Consider the following 24,123-nt stretch of genomic DNA (forward strand, 5'->3'; position numbering starts at 1 on the left):
GTCACCACCCCGAGGCGGTGTAGACGACCGCGCGGGCCGACTCCTCACCCCAGGCGAGTTCCCGCAGCAGGGCCGCGGTGCCCTCTTCGGGGTCGATCAGTCGGATGCCGCGCCGGGCGTACTCCCGGCCGAGCTCCGGACCGACCATCCCGCCGTGGGAGCCGCTGGGCGCCCACGGCCCCCAGTGCACGGTCAGCGCGCGGTGTCCGGTGCGGGCGGCCCAGGCAGTGCCCAGGGTTTCCAGGGCGTCGTTGGCGGCCGCGTAGTCGGCCTGACCGCGATTGCCGAGTACGGCGGAGATGCTGCCGAACAGGACCGTGAATCCCGGTCCGTTGGGCAGTTCCTCCAGCGCGCTGAGCAGGGTGGCGGCTCCGGCCGCCTTGGTGCCGTACACCCGCTGGAAGGACTCGGTGGTCTTCTCGGCGATGAGCCGGTCCTCGATCACCCCGGCCGCGAACACGACCCCGTCGAGGCGGCCGTGCTCGGCGTGGATCTCCTTGACCGCCTGGAGCGCGGCGTCCTGCTCACGGAAGTCCACGGTGTGGTAGCGGACGCGGCTGCCGAGCGCGGTGAGTTCCGCGAGCGTCGCGGCGATCTCCCGCTGGGCGAGGATCAGTTCGGCGGCCCGGTTGGTCTCGGCGGGTCGGAGCGAGCCACCGGAGGCGAGGACCGCGCGCAGTTCGGCCGGGGTGTGCGCGGCGGCAGTCCGCGGGTCCTCGGGGCCGGTGGCCGCGGGCGTTCTGCCCAGCAGTTCGATACGGCAACGGCAGGCCGCGGCGAGCGAGGCCGCGAACTTAGCCGTGATCCCGCGGGCGCCGCCCACCAGCAGCACCACCGAGTCCCGGTCAAGGCCGAGCGCGGCGGCCTCGGCGGCACCGTCACCGGCCGGTCCCGCGCCCGTGCTGCCGAGCGTGCCGAGGGGTGCCTCGACGAGCTCGAAACCGTGCCGGCCGGCGGAGGTGCGCAGGACGACGGGTGCCGGGTCGGGCGCGAGCAGTTCGGCGAGCAGGGCGTCCGCGACGGCGGACGGACCCGTGTCGGCGAGGACGACGGTCCGCGCGACCGTCTGCGGGTACTCGCGTTCGACGGTGCGGAACAGGCCGTCCAACCCCGCCGCCCGCAGCACGTCGTCGCCGTCGGCGGGCCGTACGGCCAGCAGCCAGCGCGGCTCACGCGCGAGGGCGGCTTTCAGCGCGGGGAAGGCGTCCGGCAGGACCGGCGGCTCGGCGCCGGGCAGCGCCCCCATGTGCAGCACGCCGTCCACCACGCCGTCGGCCTCGGTCAGCAGGTGTTCCGCGTCGACGGTCACCACCTCGGCGCCGTACGGAGCGAGCCGCGCCGCGATCTCCGCAGCCGCGCCGCCTCCGTCGCCGAGCACGACGAACCGCTTCCCGGACAGCACGGACGCCGGATCCGCCGGGCGGTCCGGCTGCCCCAGAGGCACCGGACGGAGCTGAAGTCTCTTGGGCGTGACCCCGACGACCTGTTCCGTCGACTCCTCTCCGCCACCGGGCACTTCGGGCTCGACGGCACCCTGCTCCCCGGCCCCGCCCAGCCGCGCCACGAGCCAGCCCGTCACGGCCACCGCCGTACGCGCCTTGGCCAGCTCCTCCAACAACGCGTCGTCCAGGGCCGTGACGTCCGCCCCGGCGCCGATCCCCAGCCGCTTGGCGAGTTCTCCCGCTATCTCGGCCCGCTTGATGGAGTCGATGCTCAGGTCCGCCTCCAGGTCGAGGTCGGGCTCGATCATGTCGACGGGGTAGCCGGTGCGCTCGCTGATGATCTCCCGGACGAGGCGTTCCACATCGGCTGCCGGGTCCGTGCCGGTACCGGTGTTGGCCGGGGTGGACTCCGGGACCAGCTGCGGAGCGGCGACGAGCTCGGCGGGCAGGGCCTGGGGCGCCACCAGGCGGCCGGGCGCGGCGGGTGCGGGAGCGGACTGGCCCGGCACCGCGCCCAGGTAGGTGAGCAGCACATCGCGCTGGGCGGCGATCATCTCCCGGCTCGTGCGCAGGAATTCGGAGATCAGCGCGTCCTGGCCGCCCGGGACGCCGTACGGGTGGTTCGTCGTCACAGTCGTCTCCACGACTCGTCGGGCCGGTGCCAGCGCACCGGGGAGGAGTTCTCCGGCGGCGGTGCGGACCAAGTGGCCGTCGACCGTCCAGCCTGGTCGCTTCGGTGCCGGGGTGCGGACGGCGTCGACGGCGTCGCGCCCCCGGAAGAGCCATCCGGTACGCACCGGCCGTCCCGCGACGGCCAGTTGGGCGAGCGCGTCGAGCCAGCCGCGCAGCCCGCTGCCGTCACGGGGCTCACAGGCGACGGTGCGGTGCGGGCGGTCGCCCAGGATCTGCGCGACCAGCCGGGTGAGGACCGTGCCGGGACCCGCCTCGACGAAGGTCCGTGCTCCCGCCTCGTACATCGCCTCGATCTGCGCGGCGAAGGCGACCGGCGCGCCGATCTGGGCGGCCAGTTCCGCGCGGACCGCGTCCGGGTCGGCCACGTACGGGGCGGCCGTACGGTTGGACCAGACCGGGAACTCGGGCGGGCGTACGGTCCTGTCCCGGAGGACCTCGGCGAACCGCTCGCCCGCACCGGCCACCAAGGGGCTGTGGAAGGCACAGGCGACCGGGATGCGCTTGGCGCCGAACCCGGCCTCGCGCAACAGCCGTACGGCGACGGCGACTTCCTCGGTCGGACCGGAGATCACCGTCTGCTGGGGCGAGTTGCGGTTGGCGAGGACGACCGAGGCGGGCGCACCGGCCGTGCGCAGAGCTGTTTCGACGTCCTCGGCACCGGCGGAGACGGCGGCCATGGTGCCGGGATCGTCGCCCGCCGCCGCGAGGATGGCCGAGGCCCGCTCGGTGCTCAGCTCCAGCAGCGTCTCGGGGTCGAGGGCGCCGGCGGCGCACAGGGCGGTCAGTTCGCCGTAGCTGTGTCCGGCGGCCATGTCCGGTCTCACCCCCGCCGTGGTGAGGAAGCCGTGGGCGGCGAGGCCGGTGATGCCGAGGGCGGGCTGGGCGGCCCGGGTGTCGGTGAGCTCGGCCCGTCGGCGCTCGCGGGCCGCGTCGTCGAAGGCCGCGGGCGGGTACAGCCGGTCGGCGTGGGCCCGGCCGAGCTGAAGGTAGTGGTGCAGTTCGGGGAAGGCGATGAACAGGTCGGCGAGCATGCCGGGGCGCTGGCTGCCCTGGCCCGGGAACAGGAAGGCGATCTTGTCCTCGACGTGCGCCTCCGCGTCGGCCAGGTGGATGCCCGCGGCCGGGTCGTGCTCCTGGGCCAGGGCCCTGCGCAGCTGCCGGATCAGATCGTCGACGTCCGTTGCCACGACCGCCGCCCGCACCGGATCCGGCGAGGCGTCGGAGCGCCGGGCCGCGCTCAGCGCGAGATCACGCAGCCGCCAGGGACGGCCTTCGGACTCGGCGGCCTTGAGGACCGCCTCGATCGCACGACCGGCACTCGCCGTGTCCCTCCCGTGGAAGGTGAACAGCTCGGCGGGCCATTCCTCCAGACCCTGCTCCGGCGGAACGGCATCGGCGTAAGCCCTCAACACCACATGGAAGTTGGTCCCGCCGAAGCCGAACGCGCTTACTCCGGCGACGCGTTCGCCCGCCGGGGCCGCCCATGGCTGGGCCCGCGTGTGGAAGGCGAAGGGGCCGGCGCCCTCCTCCCACGCCGCGTTGGGGCTCTCCAGGTGCAGGGTGGGCGGCCGCACGCCGGTGTAGAGCGCCAGGGTGGTCTTGATCAGGCCCGCGAGACCGGCGGCGCACTTGGTGTGCCCGATCTGCGACTTGACCGAGCCCAGCGCGCATCCGCCGGGCCGGGCCCCGGCCTCGGAGAACACCTCGCCGAGGACGGTGAGTTCGGTGCGGTCGCCGACTACGGTCCCGGTGCCGTGGGCCTCCACCAGGCCGACCGCGGCGGGCGAGATGCCCGCGTTGCGGTACGCCCGCTCCAGCGCGGCCCGCTGCCCCTCGGGCCGGGGCGCGGTCAGACCGAGGGAGCGGCCGTCGCTGGACGAGCCGAGCCCTTTGATCACGCCGTAGATCCGGTCGCCGTCGCGTTCGGCGTCCGCAAGGCGCTTGAGGACGACGCAGGCGACGCCCTCGCCCAGCGCGATGCCGTCGGCCGACCCGTCGAAGGCCCGTGACCGGCCCGTCGGGGAGAGTGCGTGGACCGACGAGAACAGGACGTAGTCGTTGATGCCGTTGTGCAGGTCGGCGCCGCCGCACAGGACGATGTCACTGGTGCCCGCCGTGAGTTCCTTGCACGCCACGTCCACCGCGGCCAGCGAGGAGGCGCAGGCCGCGTCCACGGTGTAGTTGGCCCCGCCGAGGTCCAGCCGGTTGGCGATCCGGCCCGAGATGACGTTGGCGAGCATGCCGGGGAAGGAGTCCTCGGTCAGCCGGGGCAGCTGCTCCTCGATCCCGTCGGGCACTGTGCCGTAGTACGAGGGCAGTACGGCACGGAGGGTGGCGGCGTTGGAGAGGTCGCTGCCCGCCTCGGCCCCGAAGACGACGGAGGTGCGTGAGCGGTCGAACTCCCGCCCTCGGTCGCCGTATCCGGCGTCCTCCAGGGCGCGCCGGGCGGCCTCCAGGGACAACAGCTGGACGGGCTCGATGGTGCCGAGCGAGGCGGGCGGGATGCCGTAGGCGAGCGGGTCGAACGGGATGCGCGGCAGGAACCCGCCCCACTTGGAGGTGCTGCTGCCGTCGGCGTGGTGCACGTCGGGATTCCAGCGGTCGTGCGGGACCTCGGTGACGGCGTCGTGGCCTGCGACGATGTTCGCCCAGAAGGAGGCCAGGTCAGGGGCCTGCGGGAACATGCATGCCATGCCGACGACCGCGATGTCGACGGGTGCGGGCTGCGCCGGTCCCGCGGTCCGGTCGACGCCGAGGCGTCGGCTCAGCTCCTCGGTACGGGCGGCGAGGAAGTCGGCCGCGCCGTCGGTCACCGAGCGGTGCAGGGCTTCGATGGTGGTCGTCGCGGAGCGGAGCACGGCCACTTCCCCGGCCATGAACATGCCCTCGTCCAGCTGGCGTTGTTCTCCCACGGGCGCCAGCTCACCGCCGTCGGTCCGGTCGACGCCCTTGCTGGCGATGCGCAGCCGTCCGACGTTGAGCCGCTCCAGTTCCTCCCAGACACGTCGGTCCGGCACGCCCTGAGCGCGTAACTCTGCTTCTCGGTCGCGGTAGTTCACGGTGAACGGACTGGGGACGCAGCGGGTGGCGTGGCCGGGTGCGGTCTCCAGGAGGGCGGTGGTCCCGGCCGCCACGACCTGCCTCTGGAAAAGGGGCTGTATCGCGCCTCGCTGCACCACCTCCTCGGTGAACAGGTAGGCGGTTCCCATCAGGATGCCGACGGCGGCTCCGCGCTCCGTGAGCGGTGCGGCGAGCGCCGCGATCATCGCGGCGGAGCGCTCGTCGTGGACGCCGCCCGCGAAGAACACCTCGATCCGCCGGACCGTGTCGCCGTCGGCTCCGGCATCAGCATGGGCATCGGCGTCGGCGTCGGCGTCGGCCAGGAAGTCCTCCAGTACGGCCAGTTGGGCCTCCCACAGCGGGAAACTGGCCCGCGGTCCGACGTGTCCGCCGCATTCGGAGCCCTCGAAGACGAACCTGCGGGCTCCGGCCTCGAGGAACTGCCGCAGCAGCCCGGGTGAGGGCACATGCAGGAAGGTGCTGATTCCGGCCCGCTCCAGCGCCTCGGCCTGGGCGGGCCGGCCACCCGCGATGACGGCGTGGCTGGGCCCCAGCTCCCGTACGGCCTCCAGTTGGGCGCCGCGGATGTCCTCGGGGGCGAACCCGAGCACACCGACGCCCCAGGGCCGCCCGTCCAGCGCTACGCGCGTCTCCTCCAGCATCGCGCGCGCCTGCGCTCCGTCGGCCAGCGCCAACGCCAGGAAGGGCAGCGCACCGTGCTCGGCGACGGCCGCGGCGAATCCCGCCCGGTCACTGACCCGCGTCATCGGCCCCTGCGCCACGGGCAGCCGTGTCCCGAGGGCCCGGCTCATGCCCGAGCCGGACCGCAGCGCACGGGCGGGCGCGGGGTCGGGGTCGGGCGCGGGGTCGGCGGACCGACCGGGCAAGGTCTCCCGGATCGCGGAGGTCAGTCCGCGCAGCGTCCGGCCCACGTCCTGCCAGCGCTCCGCGAAGCGTGTCGCGAGGAAGCCGTCCTGACCGACCGGCAGCAGCTGGGTGTGCGGGTCCTGGGCGCCCAGCAGCGCGGCGACGGCGGTGGGGTCGTCGGCGGGCGGGCGTAAAACGTCGGGGCCCCGGCGGTGCAGTACGCGGTGGCCTGCCACGACGACGGTCTCCGAGCCGTCGAGGGAGCGGAGTGCGGCCGCGGTCGCCTCGGGCAGCGTCGACTCGGCCAGCAGGGCCAGTTGTGTGTCCAGGACGACTCCGGCCGCCCCACCCGCCACGGCGGCGGCCGCCGTACGGGGTCCGATGCCGCCGCACGCCCAGACCGGCACGTCCGACTCCGGGTCGGCGAGCAGCTGTTGGAGCAGTACGAAGGTGCTGAGTTCCCCGATCCGACCGCCGCTCTCACTGCCGCGGGCGATGAGTCCGTGCGCCCCCGCACGCACCGCGTCCCGCGCCTGGTCCAGGTCGGTGACCTCGGCCAACACCCGGTGGCTCGCCGCGAGTTCGGGGAGCGGCCACGGGGCGTCGGCCGTCCGGACCACGGTGTCGACCGCCTCGATGTCCTCGGGCCGCATCCGGCACCGGCCCGTGACCCGCACCCCGAACGGGCCCGGCGCCATACGTCTCAGACGCCCGAGGGCGTCACGGGTTCTTCGGTCGCCGTTCCCGAGGTCCAGGATCCCGAGTCCGCCGGCCCGGCAGACGGCCGCGGTCAGCCTGGCATCGGGTTCTCCGAAAGGGGTGATGCAAATGATCAGGTCCAGAGCGCGCGCAGCAGACGTCATGATGCTCCGAATAATCGGTAAGACAGCACGGTGGGGGGTTTGTGCGACGTGGAAGCGCTGGTGCGGGGCCACCGGAAACTAGCGACTTATTACTGGCGGGTCAATAACGATGCGGCCATTCCGCTTGTGGGGGAATCAATTCGGCCAGTGGACGAGAGTCGACGCAAGAGCCGAAAATCCGATCAAGTCCCGTCCACCGTACGGCCGTCCGCACCACGAGCCCCAGGCACCTCAACGCCACAAGCCCGTCAAAGCGTCCGGTGGATTCACCCCCCACTCACCCGTCCGCAACACGGCGGGCGGCCGGGTCGACCTCTGTAAATTCCGCATGACTTCGGCGCGGTGGCCAGATCGATACACCCCGAAACCAGGGTCGCACGAGCGCGCCCCGACCTGACGGCAGCCCGACAGAAACCTGTCGGCGACTGAATTGCATTCAGGCCAAACGTGAATCATGGAAAAATCTTGTAAATCCTTGAAGAAACGACTGGGGAACGCCGGTCGCCCGGCCGCCGGGCTGACGGTAGGGGTCTCAGGGCATCGAGGACGGGCGTGACGGCGTACTCGACCGGCACCGGCCGCTCCGGCGTCGGGCCGCCGCTGACGTCGCGGCAGCCGACCCGCGCGATCCGGGTGGCGTACCGCTCCTGAGTCTGCCCGGACTTGTCGCGCGGGGTGCCGGCGGGGTTGCGCAGTCCACCATGGGCGACCTCGGCGGGCCCGCTCGCCACGGCGGCGGACGGGGAGGCGGCGACGGACGGCTCACGGTTGACACCGGACCGGGCGGAACCGCCGCCCAAGGCTCCCCAGGCGTCACCGAGTCGGGAGACACCATGGAGGCCTTCGGCCCAGCCCCTGACCACCAGCGCGGTCGCGAGCAGCACGAGGCAGGTGAGGCCGACGCCGACGGCCACCGCCATGCGCCGCGTCCGGTTTCGCCTCTCGTACGCCGACCGTACGGCCTGCGAGTGCAGGACCTCCGGGTGTACGGCCTCCGGGCTCACGGCCTTAGGCGCGGGCGGCGGTTCCTCGACGGCTCCGCGTCCCGGGCGCGAGTCGAGATAGCGGCGCGCGCCCCAGCCGAGCACGGTCTCGGCGAGCAGGATCTCCAGTCCGCCCTCGAAATGACCCAGCTGTTCCGCGGCTTGGCGGCAGTACTGGCACACCGTCAAATGCTGTTGCACATCGGGCGACAGCGAGCCGCCGCGGCGAAGGGAGATATCGAGGAGGCGGTTGGAGTAACGACATTCCGCAGTGGGCGCGAGTTCTCGGTGGGCGCGTACCAGTCCCGCCCGGAATTGTTCACGCGCCTGCTCCAGCATGGCCGTGGCGGAAGAGATGTCCACACCCAGCAGGCCGGCGGGAACGGATATCGGCTCCGCCTCGACCTCGGTGTGCCACAGCAGACATTGGGACGCTCCCGGAAGGGCATGGAAAGCGCGTTCGGCGAGTTGTCTTCTTTCGGGGATGCCGGACTTCACCGCGCGTAGACCGCGCCCGCCGGTCGGTTTGCGCAACTCGGGCAGGACCACACAGATGCCCTCGTCGGCGGCCCACTCCCGGACGGTCTCCCGCACGGCCACGAGGAACTGCGGGCGCAGCGGGCCGCCGGTCGCCCCGCCCGCCAGCCGGCCGAGCACGCGGTTGAAGGCCGTGGTGGCGACGAACTGGGCGGCACCGGTTGCGGAGGCGAGGCAGACGACCGCGTAGTCACAGGTCGCCCGCCAGTGCCGGGCCAGCAGAAGGGCGACGGCACGATGGCCGCCGTCGCCCTTGGCGCCGAGTTGTGCGACGAGGTTGCGATCGGACCGGGACTGCACGGAACCATTTCCTTCCAAGCCGAAGGACGACACAAGGGATTACCTCTTGGTGCGTACCTTTGGCGCGTACCCATAAGGACGGATTCTCCCGTCCCGGGCCCGGCCTCCGCCCTCCCGAGCGGAGGCTCACCCTCGCACACCCGACTCACAGGTAACAAGAAGTTCGAGCGGCCCGAGCGGGAGGGCCGGGAAATCAAATCCGAGTTACCGTCGGTATCCGCATCGGCATTCGATGTGTTGGTTACTCAAGGCTCAACTTGTGTGTACGGAAAGCCAGATGCCACACCGAATCCTCAACCTTCCCGCCGGAAACGGAACGCACTCTTCCACAGCGAGCTCCCATGTTTCTCCCGGCCTGCTCTCATCCTCGTACGCCAGCAACCTTCTCGAGACCAGGACGTTCGGCTCACGAGTGATCTACGAGCGCTACGTGCGCGCCCACGACGAGTCGGCCTGAACCACACGCGCAGCGGTGTCAGTGGCGTCCCGTAGGTTCGTCCCATGAGTTCTTCTCTGAGCGTCTACCTGCTCGACGTGGCCGCCACACGTGCCCTGGTCGGTTCCGGCGATGACCAGTTGCTGGAGGTGATACGCGGCAACTTCGGTGACGACCTGGCCCGCGACGACGACTATCACAGCCACGCGATCGGGAAGGGCGCCCCCACGGCGGACGAGGCCTTGCGCGCGGTCATCCACGGCGGGCCCTTCAGCGAGAACCAGGACCACGCCTTCCAGTACGGCTACGCCTACGAGCGGCTGTGCTCGCTCACCGGCGTGTTCCTGCGCAACGACTGCTTCACACCGCACAGGGGCGACTGGCTCTCAGTCGTCGACCAGGGTCTGGTCTCTCTGGGCATCACCGCCGTGTCCGTGGAAGCCTTCAGCCACGGTGCCCCGCCCGCTCCGCTCCCGTACACCTTCACACCGGGCTGCGGCGAGTGGACTCCCGATCACATCGCCCGGGCGCTGGAGCAGTTCGAGGCCACCAAGCGCGCGGTCGACGAGTCGGGACAGGCACCGCCGCTGGAGCCCGAAGTCGTGGAGGCCGTCATGCAGTGCCTCGACTGGATGCGGCACGCCGAGGCACGGCCCGGCTTCGGCGTCATCGGCTTCCGATCCTGACACGCGGAAACTTGCGGGGCATCACTCCCGCACGTCGTCACCCGTTGAGCCGCAACGTCCACACGACAGTCATCTCGCCCGTGACAGACCCGTCCTCGCGATGAATGGCGATGTCGACCGGGAACTCCGGCCGTCCGCCCGCGTCCAGCTCGGCGATGACCTCGGCCGCCGGGCGGGCCAGGGTGGCGGTAGCCGTCACCGGCCCCATGGCCAGCTTCTTGTAGCCGATCTCGGCCCGTACCGCGAGCGGCACCGCACGCGAGAGCTGGTCGCCGAAGGCCTTGAGCACGATGGCGCCGCTGGCGGACTCGGCCAAGGTGAACATGGCGCCGGCGTGGGGGCCGCCGATGTGGTTGTGGAAGTCCGGCTGGTCCGGAAGCCGCAGCACGGCGCGCTCCGGAGTGACCTCGACGAACTGAAGGTTCAGGGTCCGCACCATCGGAACGGCGGCGGCCAGCATGTCGCCCATCGAGGCGCTCTCAACTGTCATGAGGGAGATGTTACCGGCGAGTAGTAGGGCCTGACCAGGCCGGTCCGATGATCGCTGTATCGTTACCGCCCATGTGGCCAGGGGAACAGCCGCCCGGCGGCGGGGCGAATCCGCAGCAGAACCCGTACCAGCAGCCCGGCTATCAGCAGCCGAACCCGTACCTGGGACAGCAGTCCGCCCAGTGGACCGCGTCGCCCACCGTGACGGCGCCCGGGCCGGGCGGCGGTGGAGGGCGCACGAAGCTGGTGGCGGTCCTCGCGGCGACGACCGTCGTCGTCGCGGCCGGTGTCACCGGATTCCTGGTCCTGGGCGGCGGCAAGGACGACCAGGCCGACCCCGGCCCCACCGGCTCACCGACGGCCTCCTCCGCCTCGCCGTCCGCCTCCTCCGTGCGGGACAACCCGCGCGCCGGAGGCGATCTGAAGCCGACCGTCAGCGGCTGGAAGGTCGTGGTCAATCCGGATGTGGGCATCGCCTTCGACGTGCCCCCGGACTGGGCACCGCGCTCGAAGGACTAGATCACCTACGTCACGGACGACGCCGGCTCCGGCGACAAGGTGATCATCGGCATGAAGGCACCGGCCGTGTACAAGGAGAAGTGGTGCAGCTCCGACGACAACAAGGACGGCAGCAGCGAGAACACGTCCCTGGCGAACGTGGGCACGCGCGGCAACCACGACAAGAGCACCGAGGAGGCTGCCCGCTCCGACTCGGCGGACTGGGTCTACGGCTGGTACACCCAGCCCGACCGCAAGAAGGTCACCACCGGCCCGGTGACGTCGTACACCACCGCCTCCGGCATCACGGGCAGCCTCGCCACCTCGAGGTCGTCCGGGGTCGTGAAGAAGCACAAGTGCGACTCCGACGGCAGAGCGACGACGTTCGCCTTCAAGGACCCGGACGGGGCTGTGCTGTCGTGGTCGTTCGTCGGTGCCACGGGCGTCAGCGGTGAGGTCACGGACACGACGGTCCGCGGCATCCTGCGCACGGTGCGGCTGTACGACGCCGGGTCGGACTCCTGAGGCAACACGTGTGGTGATTCGGTGCGGTCCTTGATTCGGTACGCCCCTGACAAGGGGTGGTGACCGAATCGTGTCCCTGGCGCCACTAGGGTAGCTGCCCATGTGGCCAGGACAGCAGCCGCCCGGGGGCGAGCAGAACCCGCAGAGCAACCCGCAGAACAACCCGTATCAGCAGCCGGGTTACCAGCAGCCGAATCCGTATCAGCAGCCCGGCTACCAGCAGTATCAGCAGCCGAACCCCTATGGGCAGCAGCCGCAGTGGGGCGCTCCGACACCGGTGGGCGGGCCCCAGCCGCCGCAGGGCGGCGGGGGCCGGACCAAGCTGATAGCGATCGTCGCGGCGGTGGCCGTGGTCGTCGCGGCCGGTGTGACCGGATTCCTCGTCCTGGGTGGGGACAAGGACGACAAGGCGGACGGCGGTTCGGGCAAGAAGACCAGCCGGTCGCCGACCCCGGAGCCCACCGCCACCTCCTCCGTTTCGAACGACAACCCTCGGGGCGACGAGACCGACAAACCGCTCATCGCGGGCTGGAAGGTCGTCGTCAACCCCAAGTGGGGCACGGCCTTCGACGTGCCGGCCGACTGGCAGGTCGACAGCCCGGGTACCTCGATCGGATTCGAGGACGACAAGTCGAGCGACGGCAAGCCCCTCATCACGATGTCGGCACCGGCCGAATACAAGTCCAAGTGGTGCACGTCCGACGACGACAAGGACGGCAGGTCGGAGGACACGTCGCTGGCCGCGGTGGGCACCAAGGGCGAGAGCGGCGCCAAGAGCCCCGGCGACGCGGCGATCCGCGAGGTGCCCTGGTGGGTGTACGGCGGCTACACACAGCCCGACAAGAAGAGCATCACCTACGACAAGAAGGCCACGGACTTCACGACCAAGTCGGGCGTCAAGGGCGCCTACGCCTGGGCGCGTTCGACCAACACGCCGCGCAAGGGCAAGTGCGCCAGCGACGGCAAGTCGCTCACCTTCGGCTTCGAGAACTCGGCCGGAGACATCGTGTCGTTCAACTTCTACGGCGCCAAGGGCGTGAAGGACGAGGTCGACACGGCGACCATCATGAAGATCCTCAGCACGGTACGGCTGCACGGGGACCCCACCGAGAGCTGACCGCGGGGCTGGTCGCCCGGTGCCCGCACCAGTTCTGGCACACGTACCGGGCGGCCCGCCGCGGACGACCGTGAACGGCTCAGCCGATGCCGAACGCGCCGTCGGGGGGTTCGGGTGACGGTACGGCGTCCTCGTCCCGTACCGGGCGGGCGCCGCCGATGAACTCGCGCAGCGCGGCGCCGTGTTCGACGCGGGCAGGGAAGGCGTCGGAGGCGGTGCGGCGGGCCAGGGCGGCCGCGTCGACCGGGTGGTGCGAGGCGACGAGCACCGCGTTGCCGAACCGGCGGCCGCGCAGCACGCCCGGCTCGGCGATCAGCGCCAGCTCCGCGAACACGGCGGCGAACGTGGCGAGTTGGGACCGGAGGAAGGCGAACGGCGCGGCGTCGGCGAGGTTGGCCAGATAGACCCCGTCGGCCCGCAGGACCCGCTCGGCCTCGCGGGCGTAGGCGAGCGAGGTGAGGTGCGCGGGGACCCGGGAGCCGCCGAAGACGTCGGCGATCAGCACGTCGGCCGAGTCGTCCGGGGCGGACTCGAGCCAGGCGCGCGCATCGGCCGGGTGCACGGTGATGCCGGCACCGTCCGGCAGCGGCAGATGCTCCGCCACCAGCTCCAGCAGCCCCCGGTCGGCCTCCACGACGTCCTGCCGGGAGCCCGGCCGGGTGGCCGAGAGGTACCTGGGCAGGGTGAGCGCTCCCCCGCCCAGGTGCACGACGTCCAGCGGCCGCCCCGGTTCCCCCACGGTGTCCAGCACATACCCGAGCCGCCGCGCGTACTCGAACTCCAGATGTGTCGGCGCGTCCAGGTCCACGTACGACTGCGGCGCCCCGTCGACCGTGAGCAGCCAGGCCCGCTCACGATCGACGTCGGGCATCAGCTTGGCGGTGCCGTGGTCGGTGGCACGGGTGACGGGTATGGCTTCGTTCACTCCTCCATTGTGCGATGAGGGCAGCACCCCAGGGACGCGGGGCTGTACCGATACGGACATGCCGCGCCCCCGGTGCACCGCTCAGCCCAGGGACGTAACCGTCCCCGCTCCGACCGTCCGCCCTCCTTCACGGATGGCGAACCCGAGCCCCGGCTCCAGCGGTACGTCCCGCCCCAGCTCCACGGTCATGGTCACCGTGTCCCCGGGCCGGGCCACCGCCACCTCACCGAGGTCGACATCGCCGACCACGTCCGCGGTGCGGATGTAGAACTGCGGCCGGTAACCGCTCGAGACCGGCGTCGTACGACCGCCCTCGCGCCCAGACAGCACGTACACCCGCGCCAAGAAGCGCCGGCTGGGCACCACGCTGCCCGGCGCGGCCACCACGTGCCCGCGGCGGACCGCGTCCCGGGGGACACCCCGCAGCAGCAACGCCACGTTGTCCCCGGCCTGGGCCTCCTGCATCGGCTTACCGAAGGTCTCCAGGCCGGTCACGACGGTCTCGGTGTCCGCGCCGAGCACCTCCACACGGTCACCGACCCGGACCGTGCCGCGCTCGACCGCGCCGGTCACGACCGTGCCCCGCCCGGTGATGGTGAGCACGTTCTCCACCGGTAGCAGGAACGGCGCGTCCAGGTACCGCTCCGGCATGGGCACGTAGGTGTCCACGGCGTCGAGCAGCGCCTCGACCGACGCCGTCCAGCGCGGGTCCCCTTCCAGGGCCTTCAGCCCGGAGACCCGTACGACGGGTACGGAGTCGCCGCCGTAGCCCTGCGCGGTGAGCAGTTCCCGTACCTCCAGCTCGACCAGGTCGGTGAGCTCCTCGTCGCCGGCGTCGGCCTTGTTCAGCGCCACCACGATGTGGTCGACGCCCACCTGCCGGGCGAGCAGGACGTGTTCGGCGGTCTGCGGCATGATCCCGTCGAGCGCGGAGACGACGAGGATCGCCCCGTCGAGCTGCGCGGCGCCGGTGACCATGTTCTTGACGTAGTCGGCGTGGCCCGGCATGTCCACGTGCGCGTAGTGCCGGGTGTCGGTCTCGTACTCGACGTGCGCGATGTTGATGGTGATGCCGCGGGCGGCCTCCTCCGGGGCGCGGTCGATGCGGTCGAACGAAACGTATTCGGTGGTGCTGCCGGTGCCGCGCTCGGCCAGCACCTTGGTGATGGCCGCGGTCAGGGTGGTCTTGCCGTGGTCGACGTGGCCCATCGTGCCGATGTTCAGGTGCGGCTTGGTGCGCACGTATGCCGTCTTGGGCATGGCTCTACCTCGAAGCCTCGTAAGTCGTGACGGGACCCCAGGGAACTGGCCGACCCTCCCCCTGCGGGGTCCGCCGGACAATCCGGGGAGGGTCAGCTTCGGGCGCCGTCGACAGCGGCCAGGAAGATCGGGACGGCAGCCTTCGGAGCATCCGCGACCGCGGATGCTGCGAGGACGAAGGCGTACCGGAACATGACGACGATCATCGCCGACGCCTTGTCCCACGTCGAATGGTTTTCCCGGGGCGGGTCCGGCCGTCGGGCCGCTTCAGCCGCCGATGTTCTTCAGCGCCTCCCGGACCGTCAGCGGCGCGAACCTCCCCCGCTCACGGGCGAGGAAGGACCGTACGGCCTCCGGGTCGGTCTTGGCGTACTCGCGCAGACACCAGCCGATCGCCTTGCGGATGAAGAAGTCGGTGTGCCCGGACTGGAGCAGGCAGTAGGAGAACAGCCGGTCGGTGTCGGTGCGCTCCTTGTAGCGCAGTTGGTGGAGGAGGGCGGTGCGGGCGACCCAGAGGTCCTTGTCGGCGATCCACCGGTCCATGTCGGCGGCCATAGGCGGGTCGGCGGCGACGAGCGCGCCGACGACATGGGCGGCGAGCAGGTCGACCGTGTCCCACCAGGGGACGGTGGTGACGAGGTGCCGGGCCACCGGCAGGAAGTCCGACGAGCAGCGCCCGGCGTGGCGGCGCAGATAGTCGGCGGCGAAGTAGTGGTACTCACGCTGCGGCAGCGCCCAGCAGCGCAGGGCGATCGCCGTGCAGTCGGCCTCGTCGGGGCGCGGGGTGCCCGCGAGGACGGTGCGGGACAGGGCGCGGCGGGCCGGGGTGGGGATGCCCAGGAAGGGGGCCACGTCCTTCATGTAGGCCCGCATGGCCGCGGCCCGCTCCGGGTCGGCAGCGGTGGCGTAGACGGCGGTGACCCGCTCCAGCAGGGTGTCGGCGAGATCGCTGGGCGGCACGTCCGCCGGGCGGGCACCTGTGACGGTCATGAGACGAACCATACGGCGATCACATACATGCGTCGGTTAGTGTCACCGGATGCTCGATGCCAACCGCTCTGGCACCGCCACGGCCTCTCCCCGGGCCGCCGCCACGGAGCTTGCCGTCGCCGTCCCCACGGACGTCGCCGTGCCCACGGCCGCCGTCGTCCCGCCGCTCTCGCGCGCGGGTCTCGTCGCGCGCTGCACGCGCGTGCTGCTCTCGCCCTGGTCGCGGCTGTCCCTGCTCGTGGCGCTGCTCGCGGCCGCCGCCTCGACCATGCTGCTGTTCGAGCCGCAGAGACTGGTCACGCACGGATGGCCGCCCCAGCTCGGCGGCGCCGCGGCGACGGTGGTCTTCGCGGCGGCGTACGGGCTGTGCACGGTGGCGTTCGTGCCGCGGCCGCTGCTGAACCTGGCCGCGGGTGCCCTCTTCGGCTCCCAGCTGGGGCTCGGCTCGGCGCTGGCCGGTACGGTGCTCGGCGCCGGGGTCGCCTTCGGCCTGGGCCGGGTGCTCGGCCAGGACGCGCTGCGTCCGCTGCTGCGCGGCCGCTGGCTGAAGGCCGCCGACGGCCAGCTGAGCCGGCATGGCTTCCGTTCGATGATGGCGGCGCGGCTGTTCCCCGGCGTGCCGTTCTGGGCGGCGAACTACTGCGCCTCCGTCTCCCGCATGGGCTGGCTGCCGTTTCTGCTCGCGACGGCGCTCGGCTCGGTGCCGAACACCGCCGCGTACGCGGTCGCCGGGGCCCGTGCCTCGGCGCCGACGTCCCCGGCCTTCCTGCTCGCGATGGCGAGCATCGCGGTACCGGCCCTGGTGGGCGCGGTGGTGGCCTGGCGCAAGCGCCACCACCTGCGCGCACCCTGACGCCGCCTGGCGTGCCGTTACGCGGCTTCCAGGATCATCGCGTTGGCGAGTCCGCCCGCCTCGCACATCGTCTGCAGGGCGTAGCGGGCGCCGTGCTCGCGCATCGCGTGGACGAGGGTCGTGGTCAGGCGGGTGCCGCTGGCGCCCAGGGGGTGGCCGATGGCGATCGCGCCGCCGTGCACGTTGACCTTGGCGAGGTCGGCGCCGGTCTCCTGCTGCCAGGCCAGGACCACGCTGGAGAAGGCCTCGTTGACCTCGAACAGGTCGATGTCGTCGAGGGTGAGGTGCGCCCTGCGGAGCACCTTCTCGGTCGCCGGGATGACGCCGGTGAGCATCAGCAGCGGGTCGGAGCCGGTGACGGCGAAGCTGTGCAGGCGGGCGATCGGGCGCAGGCCGAGGCGGGCCGCGGTCTCGCTGGAGGTGATCAGCACGGCGGACGCGCCGTCGTTGATCGGGCTGGCATTGCCCGCGGTGACGTTCCACTCGATCTGCTGGAAGCGTTCGGCGAACGCGGGGTCGTGGTAGGCGGGCTTGAGACCGCCGAGGATCTCGGTGGTGCTGCCGGGCCGTACGCACTCGTCGCGGCTGACGCCCTGCAGGGGGGCGACCTCGGCGTCGAACAGGCCCGCGTCCCAGGCGGCGGCCGCCTTGTGGTGCGAGGAGACGGCGAAGGCGTCCATCCGCTCGCGCGTGAGGGACCACTTGGCCGCGATCAGCTCGGCGCTGATGCCCTGCGGCAGGAGCCCCTCGGGGTAGCGCTCGGCGACTCCGGGGCCGAAGGGGTCCTTGCCGGGCGGCACGTTCGACCACATCGGCACGCGGCTCATCGACTCGACGCCACAGGCGACGACGAGGTCATAGGCGCCGGAGATCACGCCCTGGGCGGCGAAGTGGACGGCCTGCTGGGATGAGCCGCACTGGCGGTCCACCGTCGTCGCCGGGACCGATTCGGGGAAGCCCGCCGACAGGACGGCGTAGCGGGTGGTGTTCATGGCCTGCTCGCCGACCTGGTCGACGGTGCCGCCGATGACGTCGTCGATCAGGGCCGGGTCGACGCCGGAGCGCTCGACGAGGGTGCGCAGGGTGTGGGCGAGGAGCTCCACGGGGTGGACGTGGGCCAGGGAACCGTTCGGCTTGCCCTTCCCTATGGGGGTGCGTACGGCTTCGACGATGACTGCGTCACGCATGGTGCGGGCCTCCTTGGCCGCCGGGGCGATGACCGGCGCGATTACCGATGAGTAGGAAATCCAAACTCACCATAGCTCGATGAGTTGGAAAATCAAACCCTCGCCTAGACTGGATGCCATGGCCGCCACGAAAGATCCGCGCCCCTGCTCCATCGCCGACGCCCTTGCGCTCGTGGGCGAGAAGTACTCCTTGCTCGTGCTGCGGGAGGTGTGCCTGGGCAACGGCCGCTTCGACCAGCTGGTCCGCAACATCGGGGCCCCGCGCGACGTCCTGGCCACCCGGCTGCGCCGGCTCGTGGACGCGGGCATCCTCACCAAGCGCGCCTACAGCGAGCGCCCACAGCGCTTCGAGTACCGGCCCACACAGGCGGGCCTGGAGCTGGAACCGGTCCTGATGACCCTCAAGGAGTGGGGCGACCGCCATCTCCGCGCGGACGACGACCGCCCCATGGTGATCGAGCACATCTGCGGCAACGAACTCGTCCCGGTCCTCACCTGCTCGGCCTGTGGCGACCCCGTGCGCCACGAGGACCTCACGGCCCATCCGCAGGCCCCGGGCTGGACGCTCACGGGACCGTCGGCGGCGTAGGCGGCCCTACGACCCCTGCCGACGCACGTCGGGCCCACACGCGTCGAGCCCATACGCATCGAACCCCTACACGTCGGGCCCATACACATCGAGCCGCCCGCACATCCCGAACTTCCCGCGGAACGAAGGCTGTTCGGCCCGTACGACGGCCTCGGCCAGGTGGGAGACATCGCCCCGTCCGAGGCGGTCGAGCTGCTCCCCGTGGCCGCCGCCGCGGCCTCGGCGCCGCGCCGCCAGCGCTCGCGCCACTCGGCGAGCCGGGGCCGTACCAGCGCGGCGGCGGCCCGGTGGAAGGCGGCGAGCGTCTCGGGGCCGGAGTCCTCGCGCAGCGCCCGGTAGCCCCGCAGCGCGAGGTCGCGCCGGGCACGGGCGGCCCGCGCCTGTTCGGCCTCCGGCACGTCCGCCGGGATCGTGGTGGCGGCGGCGTACGTCCACGGGTCGGCCAGACACTCCGGGGGCAGCGTGAGCACCGCGTCGCCCGTCTCGGGCAGCCCGCTGTTCTGCATGAGGACGGTGATGCGCAGATCGTCCTCATTGACGAGCCGATGGATGGTGCCCGGCGTGAACCAGGCCACCGTGCCGGGCTCCAGGGGCGTCACCTCGTACCCCGACGTGGTGAGCGTCTGCATGGCACCCCGCCCGGCGGTGCGACAGGCCCTTGTGCCAGCGGTGGTCGTTGGGCCGGTAGTCGGTGACGACGCCGCCCGCCAGGGTGCGCATCGGGTGGAGGTACGGCTTCGGCGCCTCCCAGGCCGCCTCCGGCCGGTAGACATAGGCGAACAGCTCGACGCCGGTGACGGGTTCGGTCACCGTGATCCGGTCGCCGTGGGCGTGGACGACGCGCAGTTCGCCGCTCACGCGGACACCTCCGCGCGCCCGGCCGGCGCCCAGCCGGGGGCACCGCCGTGCAGGGCGGTGTAGTACGGATCCCCCGGTCCGATCTCCCCCGCGCGCACGGTCGTGTCGGTGAACGCCGACTTGTAGAGCGCGGTGATCAGCTCCAGGCTGGTGCGCCCGTCCGGGCCGCTGCTGCGCGGCCGCTCCCCGGCACGCATGCTCGCGACCAGCTCACGCAGCTGGGCCAGGTGCGAGCTGGGCACGTCCGGACCGAAGTCCCGCCAGGCCGCCGCCTGCTCGCCGGGCACGTCCGGGGCCGGGGTGATGCGCCAGTCGCCGTTGCTATGGCCGTAGAGGTGGGTCAGTTCGACGGTGGCGCGCTCGCAGTCGATGCGGATGCGGCTGACCTCGTCGGGGCTCAGGACGCTGTTCACGACGGTCGCGAGGGCGCCGCTCGCGAAGCGGACCAGGGCGGTCGAGACGTCCTCCGTCTCCACGTCGTGGACCAGCCGTCCGGCCATCGCCCGCACCTCGCTCCACGGGCCGAGCAGGTCGAGCAGGAGGTCCATCTGATGGATGCCGTGTCCCATGGCCGGGCCGCCGCCCTCGGTGTGCCAGCGACCGCGCCAGGGCACGGCGTAGTACGCGCTGTCCCGTTACCAGGTGGTCTGGCAGTGCGCCACGAGCGGCCGTCCCAGCGTCCCCTCGGCGAGCAGCCGCCGCACATGCCGGGAACCGGAGCCGAAGCGGTGCTGGAAGACGATCGCCGCGTACGGGCCGCCGACCGGGCCCTCCGCCGCCTCGACGGCGTCGAAGTCGGCCAGTGTCGGCACCGGCGGCTTCTCGCACCACACCCAGGCCCCGGAGCGCAGCGCGGCCACGGTCTGCTCGCGGTGCAGCGTCGGCGGCGTGCAGATGGTGACCAGGTCGGGCCGCTGCTCCCGGAGCATACGGTCCAGGTCGGTGTAGGCGTGCGTGATGCCGGCCTCCGCGCAGAAGGCCCCGACCGCGCCCGCGTCGATGTCGACGGCTGCCACGACCTCCGTCTCCCCCTCCTCGGCGAGCCGGGCGAGCGCGGGCAGATGGGAACCGCGTCCCATGGCGCCGGTGCCGATGACGGCGGCCCTGATGCGCCTGCCGGTGAGCGGGGCAGTGGAGCGGGGCATGGGCGTGATCAGCACTCCTCCGGGACGGGGCGGGCAGGGTGGCGAGTGATACGGCACTCGGTGCGGCAAGTCGTGTGGCAAACCGCGCAGCAAGCGCTTTCTCACGCTGCAAAGTAAGCGGCGGTCCGGCGGACGGTCAACACCCCGGGTCGGTAAGCGGCTGGTAAAGGCCTGCCCAAACCCCCTGCGTCCGGGCCGTCATGGCGGGGCGCTACGCTGCCTTCGGCACACATGATCACCACTCAAATGATGATCACCTTCACCGGACACTTCCCGATCAGCGCTTGGACGCCTTAACTCCATGTCTTGGTTTGAATCGCTCGTCCTCGGACTCGTCCAGGGGCTGACCGAGTTCCTCCCCGTCTCCTCCAGCGCGCATCTGCGGCTGACCGCGGCCTTCTCGGGCTGGAAGGATCCGGGTGCGGCCTTCACGGCGATCACCCAGATCGGCACGGAGGCCGCGGTGTTGATCTACTTCCGCAAGGACATCGGGCGGATCATCTCGGCCTGGTTCCGGTCGCTGTTCGACAAGGCGATGCGCCAGGACCACGACGCCCAGATGGGGTGGCTGGTGATCGTGGGATCCATCCCCATCGGCGTGCTGGGCGTGACGCTGAAGGACCAGATCGAGGGGCCGTTCCGTGATCTGCGGATCACGGCGACCATGCTCGTCGTGGTCGGCATCGTCATCGGCATCGCCGACCGGCTGGCCGCGCGCGACGAGACGGGTGGCCGGCACCGGGCGCCGAAGCAGCGCAAGACCCTGGAGAACCTCCGCGTCAAGGACGGCCTGATCTTCGGCCTCTGCCAGGCCTGCGCCCTCATCCCGGGCGTCTCCCGCTCCGGCGCCACGATCAGCGGCGGCCTGTTCATGGGCTACAAGCGCGAGGCGGCGGCCCGCTATTCGTTCCTGCTCGCCATTCCGGCGGTGCTCGCCTCCGGGGTGTTCGAGCTGAAGGACGCCGCGGGAAGCGGGCACGTGGCATGGGGGCCGACGCTCTTCGCGACGGTGATCGCGTTCGCGTCCGGTTATGCGGTCATCGCCTGGTTCATGAAGTTCATCTCGTCGAAGAGCTTCATGCCGTTCGTCTGGTACCGGATCGCCCTGGGCATCGTCATCATCGCGCTGGTGGCGACGGGGGCACTCAGCCCGCACGCGGCCGAGTCCGCGGGCTAGCCGAAGGCGACTCATCTCGGCCATCCCCCAAAGGCCCGTGTACTGAAGGGCTTTGGGGGCGTCGTACCCGGGTGCGGCAAGGGCGAAGGCGCTCGCTGTGCCGAGCGGCCGTCACCGTGCCGCGGTGTGCGGTCGCGCAAGAGCCGTGGCTCGCGTATGCCTTCACCGTCGCGGCCGTGACCAACCACATACGGTCTGAGTAGCGGTCCGGTAGCGCAGTGTCAGTACTTGCCCCTAGGCTTGTCCGCATGTCCCCCGATTCCATGGCCCGTGGTTCCGTGCGGTCTGCTGCAGAGGTGAACGAGCAGATCCGGGCGCTGTGGCTGCGTGCGGGCGGATACCTGTCGGCCCAGGACCGCACGGAGTACGAGTTGCTGGTGGTCGAGTGGGCCGAGGCGATCCGCGACGAGATCATCGAGGCGGCCTGAGCCCGCGGCGGCATCAGCGGGGCGGTGACGGCGCCGATGTCCCGCGCGGCCATGGACACCGGGTGGGCCCCGGGCACGGGACACGGGAGCGGTACTCCGACGACCCGCATACCCGTGACGATCGTCCCTGTCTCCCCCCGCAACTCCCACCACAGCAGCCGTTTCCGCCGACACGCGCCACAAAGGATGCCCCCGGAGTGAGGGCCCGGTCACCGTTCGTGCCGCAGTGACAGATCTGATGCCCCATCCGATGTGTGACGTGTGGGGAAGGTGAGCACAGTGATGCTGTTGATGCAGACAATGCGAAGCATGCGGTGTGAATGTGATGATCTTCGCCGCGATGTGACCGAAAGAGGCAGTCCCTTACGCAAGGGCGCGTAACAGCTGCGTACAACCGCTTTGCACCCGTGGAGGTTCCGAGTGCGACCATTCACCCTCAACTACGCCCTGCCCAAGGCGTTTCCGACCGTGGTGACGCCGTACCACTTCGACGAGACCCGTCAGTTGAACGTGCTTCCCGACGGCCGACCCGCCGTCAGTGACCCGGACCTGCTGCTGGCTGTCGGCACGACCACGTCCACCGCCGGTTCCCAGACCCACTTCGATGACTGACGCTTCGTAACCGAATGACCGTATTGATCCTCACGTCCGAAGAGGACGTGACCGCCGACATGGTGGTGGCCAAGCTGCATGAGAAGGGGACCCCTTTCGTGCGGCTGGACCCTGCCGATCTGCCGGACAAGGTCGTGTTGTCCGCCCACTACGCCCACGGCGACTTCGACGGCCACCTGTCCGTGAACGGCCATGTGCTCAGCATGGGAGGCCTGCGCTCCGTATGGGTGCGCAGGCCCGGCGAACCGGCGGCGCACGCGACACACCCCTCGCCGTGGCTGACCGCCGAGGCCCGTCAGGCGCTGTTCGGGATGCTCTTCTCCACCTCCACCCGGTGGATGAACCATCCGCGCAACGCCGACCGGGCCCGCCTGAAGCCCTGGCAGTTGAAGATGGCTCACCTCAGTGGCTTCGCCGTACCGCCGACCGTCTTCACCACGGCCCCGCGCCTGGCACGGCAGTTCGCGGAGGAGCACCGGCACGTGGTGGTGAAGTCCGCCTCGGGACCGCCGCCCGGAGACCCCGGCGTGGCCCTGCCCACCACCCTGATCGGGCCCGACGCGGACTTCTCGGCCGTCGCGGCCGGCCCCGCGCTGCTGCAGCGTTACATCCCCAAGCGCGCCGACATCCGTCTGACCTGTGTCGGCACACGGCTGTTCGCCGCACGGAAGACGGCCGAGCCGGACCAGGTCGACGGGCGCTACGGCGACACCGGGCACGGCTGGGAGCCGGTCCCGGTGCCCGAACGCGTCGGCCGACCGGTGCGCGAGTACCTCGCCCTCGCCGGACTGGCGTACGCCGCCTTCGACTTCGCCGAGGACGAGGACGGCGTGTGGTGGTTCCTGGAGTGCAATCAGGGCGGCCAGTTCGGATTCATCGAACTGGAGACCGGACAGCCGGTGTCGGAGGCGGTCGCCCTGTGGCTGTCACAGTGCACGGCGGCCGGCCGTGTGCCAGAACTCCACTGGTGAGCGGTCACCGTACGCCTGCCGCTCCGACCTCACGCACGGCGGCGTTCGGCGCCAAGGGCGCCGCTGTGCGTGGTCGGGTATGGCCACCGAATGTCCCCGCACACCTCTTGGCTCCGCCCGTCCCGTGCCCAACACTGTGCCGATGACGCAGCGCGTGGAGCTCGCGACCGTGATGGACCGGCTGGCTGTGGACGGCGTGGTCACCGAGTACGCGGTGGCCGTGGACGACGGTGACTGGGCGGCGTACCGGACACTGTTCACCAGGGACGGACGGGCGGACTACCGTTCCGCCGGCGGGATCGAGGGGGATGCCGGCCAGGTCGCCGGATGGCTGGCCGAGAGCCTGGGGCTGTTCTCGATGCGGCAGCATCTCATCGTCAACCGCCGGATACGGTTCGGGGTCCTGGAGCAGGACACCGGGGACACCGCGCGGGTGCAGGCCGACTACGTCAATCCGATGCGGTTCGCGGGCGGCGACGGCGGATCCACGGCGCCGGACTTCGTGTGCGGCGGCCGGTACTCCTTCGCACTGCTGCGGACGGCCGAGGGCTGGCGGCTGCGCGAGGTCGTCGTCCAGGAGAAGTGGCGCCGTCTGCCCGACCGGCTCCCGGCTCCGGTGACCGGCTGAGCCG

Annotated in this window: 16 protein-coding genes and 4 pseudogenes; 10 read left to right on the plus strand and 10 right to left on the minus strand. The window is 71.4% G+C overall.

Translation table 11 applies throughout. The annotated features are described in order from the left end of the window. Position 1: 1 nt before the first annotated feature. Together N8I87_RS06335 and N8I87_RS06340 are read right to left on the minus strand one after the other, a co-directional pair. On the minus strand, positions 2-6,925 hold the full coding sequence (locus N8I87_RS06335) for a type I polyketide synthase (RefSeq protein WP_263206262.1): 6,924 nt from the start codon (positions 6,923-6,925) through the stop codon (positions 2-4). A gap of 452 nt (positions 6,926-7,377) precedes the next feature. Further along, positions 7,378-8,745 carry a hypothetical protein gene (locus N8I87_RS06340; RefSeq protein WP_317633450.1) on the minus strand — a complete coding sequence of 456 codons (1,368 nt, stop codon included), beginning with the start codon at positions 8,743-8,745 and terminating at the stop codon, positions 7,378-7,380. Between the two features lie 501 nt (positions 8,746-9,246). Here N8I87_RS06340 and N8I87_RS06345 point away from each other — a divergent pair. Continuing rightward, a complete protein-coding gene (locus tag N8I87_RS06345) occupies positions 9,247-9,867 on the plus strand; it encodes a DUF7691 family protein (protein WP_263206264.1) in 621 nt (206 codons plus the stop codon). A gap of 37 nt (positions 9,868-9,904) precedes the next feature. Here N8I87_RS06345 and N8I87_RS06350 read toward each other — a convergent pair whose 3' ends face one another. Then, positions 9,905-10,357, minus strand: coding sequence for a DUF4442 domain-containing protein (locus tag N8I87_RS06350; RefSeq protein WP_263206266.1), 453 nt, complete (start codon positions 10,355-10,357; stop codon positions 9,905-9,907). A 71-nt stretch (positions 10,358-10,428) separates the two neighbouring features. On the opposite strand from N8I87_RS06350, the pseudogene N8I87_RS06355 reads away from it, so the two are divergent. Then, positions 10,429-11,379, plus strand: a pseudogene (locus tag N8I87_RS06355) (DUF8017 domain-containing protein). 100 nt (positions 11,380-11,479) lie between these two features. Beyond that, positions 11,480-12,496: a DUF8017 domain-containing protein gene (locus N8I87_RS06360; RefSeq protein WP_263206268.1), complete on the plus strand. Its 1,017-nt coding sequence runs from the start codon at positions 11,480-11,482 to the stop codon at positions 12,494-12,496. 79 nt (positions 12,497-12,575) lie between these two features. Here N8I87_RS06360 and N8I87_RS06365 read toward each other — a convergent pair whose 3' ends face one another. The 3 genes from N8I87_RS06365 to N8I87_RS06375 form a co-directional block, all read right to left on the minus strand. Then, complete coding sequence (locus N8I87_RS06365; protein WP_263206269.1) at positions 12,576-13,421, minus strand: spermidine synthase; 846 nt, start codon at positions 13,419-13,421, stop codon at positions 12,576-12,578. An 81-nt stretch (positions 13,422-13,502) separates the two neighbouring features. Next, positions 13,503-14,681: an elongation factor Tu gene (gene tuf, locus N8I87_RS06370; RefSeq protein WP_263206270.1), complete on the minus strand. Its 1,179-nt coding sequence runs from the start codon at positions 14,679-14,681 to the stop codon at positions 13,503-13,505. A 267-nt stretch (positions 14,682-14,948) separates the two neighbouring features. Continuing rightward, on the minus strand, positions 14,949-15,671 hold the full coding sequence (locus tag N8I87_RS06375) for a DNA alkylation repair protein (protein WP_263206272.1): 723 nt from the start codon (positions 15,669-15,671) through the stop codon (positions 14,949-14,951). A 49-nt stretch (positions 15,672-15,720) separates the two neighbouring features. On the opposite strand from N8I87_RS06375, the gene N8I87_RS06380 reads away from it, so the two are divergent. Beyond that, positions 15,721-16,524 carry a TVP38/TMEM64 family protein gene (locus N8I87_RS06380; RefSeq protein ID WP_263206274.1) on the plus strand — a complete coding sequence of 268 codons (804 nt, stop codon included), beginning with the start codon at positions 15,721-15,723 and terminating at the stop codon, positions 16,522-16,524. Between the two features lie 17 nt (positions 16,525-16,541). On the opposite strand, the gene N8I87_RS06385 is transcribed toward N8I87_RS06380, so the two are convergent. After that, positions 16,542-17,711: a thiolase family protein gene (locus N8I87_RS06385; RefSeq protein ID WP_263206276.1), complete on the minus strand. Its 1,170-nt coding sequence runs from the start codon at positions 17,709-17,711 to the stop codon at positions 16,542-16,544. Positions 17,712-17,829: 118 nt separating this feature from the next. Here N8I87_RS06385 and N8I87_RS06390 point away from each other — a divergent pair, with 118 nt between their 5' ends. Beyond that, positions 17,830-18,300 (plus strand): winged helix-turn-helix transcriptional regulator, encoded by a 471-nt coding sequence (locus N8I87_RS06390; RefSeq protein WP_263206278.1) that lies wholly within the window; start codon positions 17,830-17,832, stop codon positions 18,298-18,300. Between the two features lie 66 nt (positions 18,301-18,366). Here N8I87_RS06390 and N8I87_RS06395 read toward each other — a convergent pair. The 3 pseudogenes from N8I87_RS06395 to N8I87_RS06405 all read right to left on the minus strand — a co-directional run bounded on the left by N8I87_RS06395 (position 18,367) and on the right by N8I87_RS06405 (position 20,303). Next, positions 18,367-18,929 (minus strand): annotated as a pseudogene (locus N8I87_RS06395) (cupin). A gap of 22 nt (positions 18,930-18,951) precedes the next feature. After that, positions 18,952-19,158, minus strand: a pseudogene (locus N8I87_RS06400) (DUF6807 family protein); the annotation flags it as partial. Further along, a pseudogene (locus N8I87_RS06405) lies at positions 19,155-20,303 on the minus strand (Gfo/Idh/MocA family protein). The pseudogenes N8I87_RS06405 and N8I87_RS06400, both read right to left, overlap by 4 nt. 301 nt (positions 20,304-20,604) lie before the next feature. Between N8I87_RS06405 and N8I87_RS06410 the strand changes: the two are divergent. The 5 genes from N8I87_RS06410 to N8I87_RS06430 all read left to right on the plus strand — a co-directional run bounded on the left by N8I87_RS06410 (position 20,605) and on the right by N8I87_RS06430 (position 24,119). Beyond that, complete coding sequence (locus N8I87_RS06410; RefSeq protein WP_263206280.1) at positions 20,605-21,480, plus strand: undecaprenyl-diphosphate phosphatase; 876 nt, start codon at positions 20,605-20,607, stop codon at positions 21,478-21,480. A 248-nt stretch (positions 21,481-21,728) separates the two neighbouring features. After that, entirely contained in the window at positions 21,729-21,908 is a 180-nt protein-coding gene (locus N8I87_RS06415; protein ID WP_263206282.1) for a hypothetical protein, read from the plus strand. Positions 21,909-22,328: 420 nt separating this feature from the next. Further along, a complete protein-coding gene (tgmA, locus tag N8I87_RS06420; protein WP_263206284.1) occupies positions 22,329-22,520 on the plus strand; it encodes a putative ATP-grasp-modified RiPP in 192 nt (63 codons plus the stop codon). A 14-nt stretch (positions 22,521-22,534) separates the two neighbouring features. After that, positions 22,535-23,491 (plus strand): ATP-grasp ribosomal peptide maturase, encoded by a 957-nt coding sequence (gene tgmB, locus N8I87_RS06425; protein WP_263206286.1) that lies wholly within the window; start codon positions 22,535-22,537, stop codon positions 23,489-23,491. Positions 23,492-23,633: 142 nt separating this feature from the next. Beyond that, the gene (locus tag N8I87_RS06430) at positions 23,634-24,119 is read left to right on the plus strand and encodes a nuclear transport factor 2 family protein (protein WP_263206288.1); all 486 of its coding nucleotides are present in this window, start codon (positions 23,634-23,636) and stop codon (positions 24,117-24,119) included. The last annotated feature ends 4 nt before the right edge of the window (positions 24,120-24,123 follow it).

Origin of the sequence: Streptomyces sp. HUAS 15-9 (assembly GCF_025642155.1) — a bacterium.
In the GTDB taxonomy this organism is placed as follows: Bacteria; Actinomycetota; Actinomycetes; order Streptomycetales; family Streptomycetaceae; genus Streptomyces.

What these genes read in the sequence shown, in the direction of transcription:
- N8I87_RS06415 (WP_263206282.1), top strand. Translation starts at nt 21,729, where the DNA reads ATGTCCCCCGATTCCATGGCCCGTGGTTCCGTGCGGTCTGCTGCAGAG.
- N8I87_RS06375 (WP_263206272.1), bottom strand. Translation starts at nt 15,671, where the DNA reads ATGACCGTCACAGGTGCCCGCCCGGCGGACGTGCCGCCCAGCGATCTC.
- N8I87_RS06390 (WP_263206278.1), top strand. Translation starts at nt 17,830, where the DNA reads ATGGCCGCCACGAAAGATCCGCGCCCCTGCTCCATCGCCGACGCCCTT.
- N8I87_RS06410 (WP_263206280.1), top strand. Translation starts at nt 20,605, where the DNA reads ATGTCTTGGTTTGAATCGCTCGTCCTCGGACTCGTCCAGGGGCTGACC.
- N8I87_RS06430 (WP_263206288.1), top strand. Translation starts at nt 23,634, where the DNA reads ATGACGCAGCGCGTGGAGCTCGCGACCGTGATGGACCGGCTGGCTGTG.
- N8I87_RS06380 (WP_263206274.1), top strand. Translation starts at nt 15,721, where the DNA reads ATGCTCGATGCCAACCGCTCTGGCACCGCCACGGCCTCTCCCCGGGCC.
- N8I87_RS06385 (WP_263206276.1), bottom strand. Translation starts at nt 17,711, where the DNA reads ATGCGTGACGCAGTCATCGTCGAAGCCGTACGCACCCCCATAGGGAAG.
- N8I87_RS06345 (WP_263206264.1), top strand. Translation starts at nt 9,247, where the DNA reads ATGAGTTCTTCTCTGAGCGTCTACCTGCTCGACGTGGCCGCCACACGT.
- tgmB (WP_263206286.1), top strand. Translation starts at nt 22,535, where the DNA reads ATGACCGTATTGATCCTCACGTCCGAAGAGGACGTGACCGCCGACATG.
- N8I87_RS06360 (WP_263206268.1), top strand. Translation starts at nt 11,480, where the DNA reads ATGTGGCCAGGACAGCAGCCGCCCGGGGGCGAGCAGAACCCGCAGAGC.
- N8I87_RS06335 (WP_263206262.1), bottom strand. Translation starts at nt 6,925, where the DNA reads ATGACGTCTGCTGCGCGCGCTCTGGACCTGATCATTTGCATCACCCCT.
- N8I87_RS06350 (WP_263206266.1), bottom strand. Translation starts at nt 10,357, where the DNA reads ATGACAGTTGAGAGCGCCTCGATGGGCGACATGCTGGCCGCCGCCGTT.
- tuf (WP_263206270.1), bottom strand. Translation starts at nt 14,681, where the DNA reads ATGCCCAAGACGGCATACGTGCGCACCAAGCCGCACCTGAACATCGGC.